This is a genomic window from Bacteroidia bacterium (assembly GCA_025056095.1).
Classification (GTDB): domain Bacteria; phylum Bacteroidota; class Bacteroidia; order JANWVE01; family JANWVE01; genus JANWVE01.
This window is the reverse complement of sequence record JANWVW010000149.1, coordinates 1-6963: the sequence shown is the minus strand read 5'-3', so window position 1 is coordinate 6963 and position 6963 is coordinate 1. Positions and strand designations below refer to the sequence as shown.

At 37.1% G+C, this 6963-nt stretch carries 5 protein-coding genes; 2 read left to right on the top strand and 3 right to left on the bottom strand.

From position 1 onward, the window contains the following. Window positions 1–337: 337 nt before the first annotated feature. Both NZ519_10310 and NZ519_10305 read right to left on the bottom strand, forming a co-directional pair. Window positions 338–466, bottom strand: coding sequence for a hypothetical protein (locus tag NZ519_10310; protein ID MCS7029140.1), 129 nt, complete (start codon window positions 464–466; stop codon window positions 338–340). 72 nt (window positions 467–538) lie between these two features. Then, on the bottom strand, window positions 539–3442 hold the full coding sequence (locus NZ519_10305; protein MCS7029139.1) for a gliding motility-associated C-terminal domain-containing protein: 2904 nt from the start codon (window positions 3440–3442) through the stop codon (window positions 539–541). Between NZ519_10305 and NZ519_10300 the strand changes: the two genes are divergently transcribed. Beyond that, window positions 3441–4775 (top strand): DUF5723 family protein, encoded by a 1335-nt coding sequence (locus NZ519_10300; GenBank protein MCS7029138.1) that lies wholly within the window; start codon window positions 3441–3443, stop codon window positions 4773–4775. The two genes, NZ519_10305 and NZ519_10300, sit on opposite strands and share 2 nt — an antisense overlap. A 15-nt stretch (window positions 4776–4790) precedes the next feature. Here NZ519_10300 and NZ519_10295 read toward each other — a convergent pair whose 3' ends face one another. Continuing rightward, window positions 4791–6392, bottom strand: a complete 1602-nt coding sequence (locus NZ519_10295) for a S8 family peptidase (GenBank protein ID MCS7029137.1) — start codon at window positions 6390–6392, stop codon at window positions 4791–4793. A 178-nt stretch (window positions 6393–6570) separates the two neighbouring features. Here NZ519_10295 and NZ519_10290 point away from each other — a divergent pair, with 178 nt between their 5' ends. Beyond that, the gene (locus NZ519_10290; GenBank protein MCS7029136.1) at window positions 6571–6837 is read left to right on the top strand and encodes a hypothetical protein; all 267 of its coding nucleotides are present in this window, start codon (window positions 6571–6573) and stop codon (window positions 6835–6837) included. Window positions 6838–6963 lie beyond the last annotated feature (126 nt).

Here is a 6963-nt window from a genome sequence, read left to right as displayed (position 1 = left end):
TTGGCGAGATCGGACCTTCTAAAATATAGGCTGTAAACGCCGATACAAAATTAAAAAAATGTAGCCAATTTACAACTAAGTAGTGGATGCGTCCGTTTTAATACTTGCTGTAAACGCCGATACAAAATTAAAAAAATGTAGCCAATTTACAACTTGGCGAGATCGGACCTTCTAAAATATAGGCTGTAAACGCCGATACAAAATTAAAAAAATGTAGCCAATTTACAACTGACAAGTACTATTTTTATTTTTTGGTTTGTATATTTAGCTTGTTTAAGCTTGAAGTACAAATACTTACAAGCTAAAACCTTGTATAAAGTGCAGTGAAACAGTTGTTTCAGAGATTCCTGCGTGAGGCATGCGAAGGGCGTGCGTTAGCACGGTGCGAAGCGCAGCGCAGCACCGAAGCGAAAGCGTAGCCCGTAGCACGCCGACCTTGTGGGCATGAGCGCAGCGAAACGCCCACAAGGGCACGCCCAAAAAAATTAAAACTTAATATTTCTTAATCGCCCTTCGCAAAAAATAAACTCACTTATTTTTATCTAAAAATGGTAATGTTGCCAACTAATTTATACTTATCCCCTTGACAGGTCTTTGCAGTGATAATATAGTAATAAACCCCCTCGGGTAAAGGTACTTTCGTGTTTTGAGTTTCCCCTGTCCAACACTCTTCGGGATTGTTGCTTTCAAAAACAACTACTCCCCACCTGTTGTATATGGACAAATTATAATCATATATCCCTTCAATTTTGAAGCAAACTTTGTCGTTTAGATTATCCTGCGAAGGAGTGATAATGTTAGGAATTTTGGGCGTTTGACATACATAATTGCCCACGTTAAAGTAAAAAGTTTTTTCACATCCGAATGCATTTTTAACTGTTACACTGTATCGCCCAGGTTCTTGCACGGTAATAGTTTGAGTAGTTGCACCTGTGTTCCATAAATAAGATGCCCCTGGATTATTTGCGTTGAGTATTACAGGATTTTTAGCACAAACACAGGTATCTTGGCTTTGAGTAGGATTTTCAATGGTGCTTACTTGAATCACGGCAAAGGCTGTATCAGGTAAAGCACGGCAATTCATAGGATTGCTTACAATGAGCTGCACAGGATATGTACCTTGTTGCGTATAGGTATAAGTAGGGCTGTAACTTGTACTAGTGTTTCCATCACCAAATAACCACAAGTAATTCAAATTTTGCGGACTTTTGTTCTCAAACTTAACCGTTAGGGGAGCACATCCTTTATCAGGAAAAGCGTTAAAAGATGCTTGTGGTTGTATGTTATTTAGTTTAAAGTCTAATTTCAACACGGCATTATTACAATTGCTACTGTTGTTGGTAGTAGATTGTACCCCTGGGGTAGTGTATAGATCTGAATTTCCTCTACAACCTGCACAAATAGCTTGATAAATTACGCCCTTTTTATCATATCGAGAAGTACCGCCATCTACATGTTCCTCTGACCGATTACCACCGAAATAAGTAGCATAAAGCAATTCTTTCATGTCTTTGCTTAAAACCATTAAGTAAAAGTCTGAACCATCTGTACTTTTTTGAATAGCATTATTGGTAATTGGCATACCTGTTACGTTTCCACTTACTACATTATTGATGTCTTGCAAACCTCCCCAACCTGAAACGTATATGTATTCGCAATCATCCACTAAAAAAGCACTTATAGAAATATCTACGGTACTTCTGCCCGAACCAAAACGAGTAGAAAGAATGTTTTTAGTTAGCAAACTATCTAATTTGATAATGAACTGTGTCCCTCTGGGCTGATGAAAGACATTGCTACTCACAGGAAAATTCCCTAAGGTTTGCCCTACCACATATACATTTTTTTGAGCATCTAGTTGAATGAGATAACTTTGGTCATAATTACTTGTGCCTATAAACGTGGAAGCCAAAATACTTTTACCATCTGCTGAAAGTTTAGTTACAAAGCCATCTATTCCACCTGGTTTTAGTTTTAAATAAGCCGTGCTTGAAGTAGGATAGTCTGAACTGCTAGTTCCTCCACAGACATAAGCCTGTCCAAAGTTATCTATGATTATTCCATAAGCTGCATCATCGGCATTACCGCCTAAATAAGTGCTGTATAACAAAATAGAAAGCTGCGTATTGAGTTTAAATACACAAGCATCTTGTAAGCCTGTTAAATTGCCTTTAATAGCACCAAAAGTAACAGGGAAGTTGGTCGATCGCGTACAAGCGGCTACATATACGTTGTTTTCGGCATCTAGCATAATTTCGCCCCGAGCTTCATCTCCATACAAATAGTATAGTTGTGATGCTCCTTCGGGATTTATCCCATCAATATTGTTACCACCTATGAATGTAGAACCTAGTAGTGAGGTTCCTGAAACGTTCAATTTAGTTACAAAAATGTCCCATGTTCCTCCGTTGTAAGTTCTGTCGTAAGCAGTAGCAGTAGTAGGAAAATCCGTAGAAGAAGTAGTTCCCATAATGTACAAGTTAGCTTGCGCATCAGTGATGATGCTGTGAGGTTGCTCATTGCCTGAACCTCCTAAGTAAGTAGCGTAAATTAATTTTCCTACGGGGTTGAGCTTCATGATACCGCAGTCAGAGGGATAGCTGCCTGAACCTCCTGAAAATGTAGTTTGAAATGCTCCTGGGCTGGTCGGATAGCCAAACCGATACACTGTACCTGCCGTGTATGCATTGCCTAAGGTATCATAAGTAGCAGCGAAGCCCCAATTATCCGCATAAGAACCTGTGTAAGTTGAAAATACAACCTGTGGGTCTATAATTAAAGTATCTTCGGGATTGTATTCGCCTATTTCAAAATAATAGAAACCGTTTTTTTCTTTATACTGGCAAGGTACATTCAAAAGACCTTTTTTATCCTTTTGGTAAGCTAATGGGCTATTTTCATAAAAGCTAGCTATCTCATTTAATACATGAATTTGGTTATTTTTAATTTCGGTTTGAGTTTGTCCGATATACTTCCATTGAATAAGATGAGGATTAGCGTGGGGTAAAACAATGTAATCATATTTAAGGTGTTGATTTTGAATGTACATTCGTACGTGAATGTTAGGATAAAGATTTTTAAGCCATAGTTCTTGATAAGATTTTACGCCCGTAACCCATTTTTGCGGATCGTTACCATAAAAGTAATTGTAGATTTCTTCGTTTTCTTGTATATGTTTTACAGCTGCTTTTTGAGCGTTAAGCCACTGCATTTGTATAGCAGTTTGATGCAACGTACCTTGCTTATAGTGTCTGATATGATTAAGTTCTTGACTATTCCATAGATGATAGTACAAGTAGTTTTCGTGTATCCATAAATTTCCTTGCGATAAGCGTAACAAAGATTTTGCTGTGTAATTCCATTGTCCTTGATTAGGAATAAAACCGTCAGCAAAGGTTTTTAAGAATGAGCAAGTGAGTAAAATGATAAAAAGCCTTTGCATGAAATATTTTTTTAATTTTGGGCAGAAAAATACGAAAAATATGCGAATTTTCAAACTTTGCTTGACTATTCTTTTAGGTGTGTGTTCCTTTTTTAGCTATTCTCAATCGCAGCTTTTGTTCTCCAATCAAGGTTTTAACGCAGCGACATACATACCTGCAATGTATCCGCAACTAGAAATGAACAAATTTCAGATTAGTTCAGGTTTGCAGCTTTCGATTGGAAATAACAATTTTAGTTATAGTATTGTAGATAAGCTACTTGAAGGAAAACCTATCACTTATGAAGAAACTCAAAACATGGCTAAAAAAAGTAAAAAACGAAATGTAATCGGTTCAGAGTACTCTTTTCACTTACTAAATGCAGTCATAAAAAAAGATAGGTACATTCTAGGGTTGGGTATAGAGGAGAATGATTTATTTTCATTTAGCTACAACAGGGATTTAGGAAAACTTCTATGGCAAGGAAATAGCCAGTTTGAGGGCAAAACTGTAAAAGAAGATAAAGCTAAATTTTATTGGCATAGAGTACGCTACTACAAAGTTACAGGGGCTACTCAATTAACTGATAAATTAAGCATAGGAGTAAATGCTAAACTTGTACAGGGAGTTCGTCAAATAAGGACAAAGCACTTTTCAGGTAGTTTATTTACAGCCCAAGAGGGAGAATACCTTGACTTTACTATGGATTATGAATTTAATACAGCAGGATTAGGAAAAGGAAATAGAGGTATATTCAAATTTAACGGAGTAGGTGCAGGGGTAGATATTACTGCGGCTTATCAAATAAATGAATCACAACTTCAAACTATATATGTAACTGTACAAAATTTAGGTTTTGTATCTTGGAGTGGAAACGCTACTACCTATACAGAAAGTGTAAATCAATTTCGCTTTGAGGGACAAGTCATTTCAAACTTATTTGCTGTACAAGACAATAAAAACAATGCTTTTGACACTTTACGCAAAGTATTTAGTTCTAAACTTAGCGCCCAAAAATATATAGATATGCTTCCGCTGCGGCTGAGTGTAGGATATGTTCAGCAAATCAATGAAAAGGTACAAGTTTCAGGGTTGTTTGAGCAAGGTTACCATAGTTCTATCACTTTCAGACCACACCTAGAAGCTGCGGCGCAGTACAAGCTTAATGAATACCTCGCTGCAGGAGGATGTATGGGAGTTTTAGGGTTTAATAATTTTAATTTAGGTCTACATACCTGTTTGAATTACAAAGGCTTTGGAATTTGGCTAAGTGCTGACCAAATCACAGGTTTAATTTTGCCCAAAATGGGAACAGGTGTAGCATTGTATGCGGGTTTATGGTATAGAATGTAATAGAGCGGTAGCTTGTCAAATTGGCTTTTTCTTACCTTTGGTTTTAAGAGCAAGCTCAACTGCTTTATAGGCATTTACTACTCCCCCTGAAACACATAGCTTACTAAATGGGACTTCTTGATTCTGAGTGCCTGGCTTAATAGTAGTTTCTCGGATAGGTGTAACGCTTTTCATGATAATGTTTTTGACTTGTGCTGCTGTAAGAGTAGGAAAGTAAGACCTCAATAAGGCTGCTACTCCTGCTGCACAAGGCGACGCCATACTTGTGCCATCAAATCGCTCATACTTAGACCCTGGTACAGTAGAATAAATACCTACTCCAGGTGCAAATACATCTACATTTTTTTGTCCATAGTTAGAAAAATTTCCAACTTTTTCTTTTCCACCTTTCCAAGAAGAAGCACCTACTTCTAGCCAAGCTTCTGCTTTTCCACCTCCCTCGTATCGTTTATTTGGATAGTTTTCCTCTTTATCTAAATCCATAGCCGAATTTCCTGCTGCATGAACTATCAACACATCTTTGGACATAGCATATTTGACTGCTTCATCTACCACTTTTTTGTTAAAAGACACATCTTTGCCAAAACTCATGTTGATGATGCTTGCACCATTATCTACTGCATAGCGTATGGCATTAGCTACATCTTTATCTCTTTCATCTCCATCGGGAACCACTCTAACAACCATAATTCGTACATTATCACAAATTCCGTTGATGCCGATATTATTATTTCTAACTGCACCAATAATCCCTGCTACGTGCGTACCATGAGAAGCATCTGGACCAATAACATCATTGTTGCCGTAGTATTTCTCTGTTACATTCTCATAATTATCACCTACAATAGAGCGAGGATCAAAGTCAGGATTGAGTTTGAGACTTAACATTTTGCTGATATATTCATACACAGAGTTTACTTGCTTAGTTATATCGCTTATAGATTGACCTATCTTCAGACCTTCTAACAGGGTTTTTTTAGACATAACCTTTACAGGATCTTCTCCTGTTTGATATTGTTGCAAAGTAGCAGTGTCAATTTGTTTACCTTCAAGATCTTTGAGAATTTGCTCTATACCTTTTTTAAGAGTTTCATATATTTTAATTGCCTGCTCCATTTGAGTTCGCTCTTGAAGGAATTTTTGTTTTACTTTCTGGTACTTTTGATATTCTATTTTTTCACTTTTGGATAGCTTTTTAAGTTCTTCTTCTTTTTTGCCTTCAAATTTTGCAGAAAGTCTTTTATACTCACGGGCGGATTCCTTAGTATCATACCATACATGGCTTCCATCCTTACCGCCGATGAAGTTCCATCCATATACATCGTCAACGTAGCCGTTTTTATCATCGTCGATGTTATTGTTGGGAATTTCTTTGGTATTTTTCCAAATAACTTCTTTGAGGTCTTCGTGGTTAATATCTATACCACTGTCTAAAACTGCTACAATTACCGTTTTTGAAGTTCGCCCTTTGAGCAGAGTGTAAGCTTTATCCACGCTCATCCCCATGATTTTATCGCTTTCATAATCCATGTGCATCCAGTTTTCAGGGGACTTTTTGGGTTGAGCTAAGCTTGCAGAAACAATGAAAATGAAGGCTACATTTAATAATTTTTTCATTGGGCAAAAATATAAAGATTTATTCAAGCATTTTGCATGTTTAGTTTTGTATTTACGAAAAAATTAGATATTATTGCAATGCAAGCAAATTGTATAGATGCACAAATAAAGTGTTTTTATACAGCTTGCTAAGTAGGCATAAAATTTCATAGGTCAGAAAAAATTCTAACGAAATATTATGGAAAAAGAAAAATTAGAAGCTGAAATTAGAGCCTCTATCAAAGAGTGCGAAAAGCAGATTGCGGAATTGGAGCATCAGCTGTATGCTGCAAAGCAAAAGTACCTTGCCAAAATAACTGAACTGATGGAACTCAAAAAAGAATTAGTGCATGTACATGCCGAAATGAATGAACAAAATCAAGAAGAGCATCACTCAAAAGCTCAAGAGTTATTAGATAAAATTCGCGAAGCTTTTAGCAGTGGCTTTCAGAACGTTGGAATATAGTCATAGATCAAAACCTTTTGGACTAAGGCTAATCTGCTCTTATTGATATTTTTTTTGGGCGTGCCCCTTGCTAACGCAAGGGTCGGGGCATTCCGCACTGCGCTTCGCTTCGGTACTTCGCTGCGC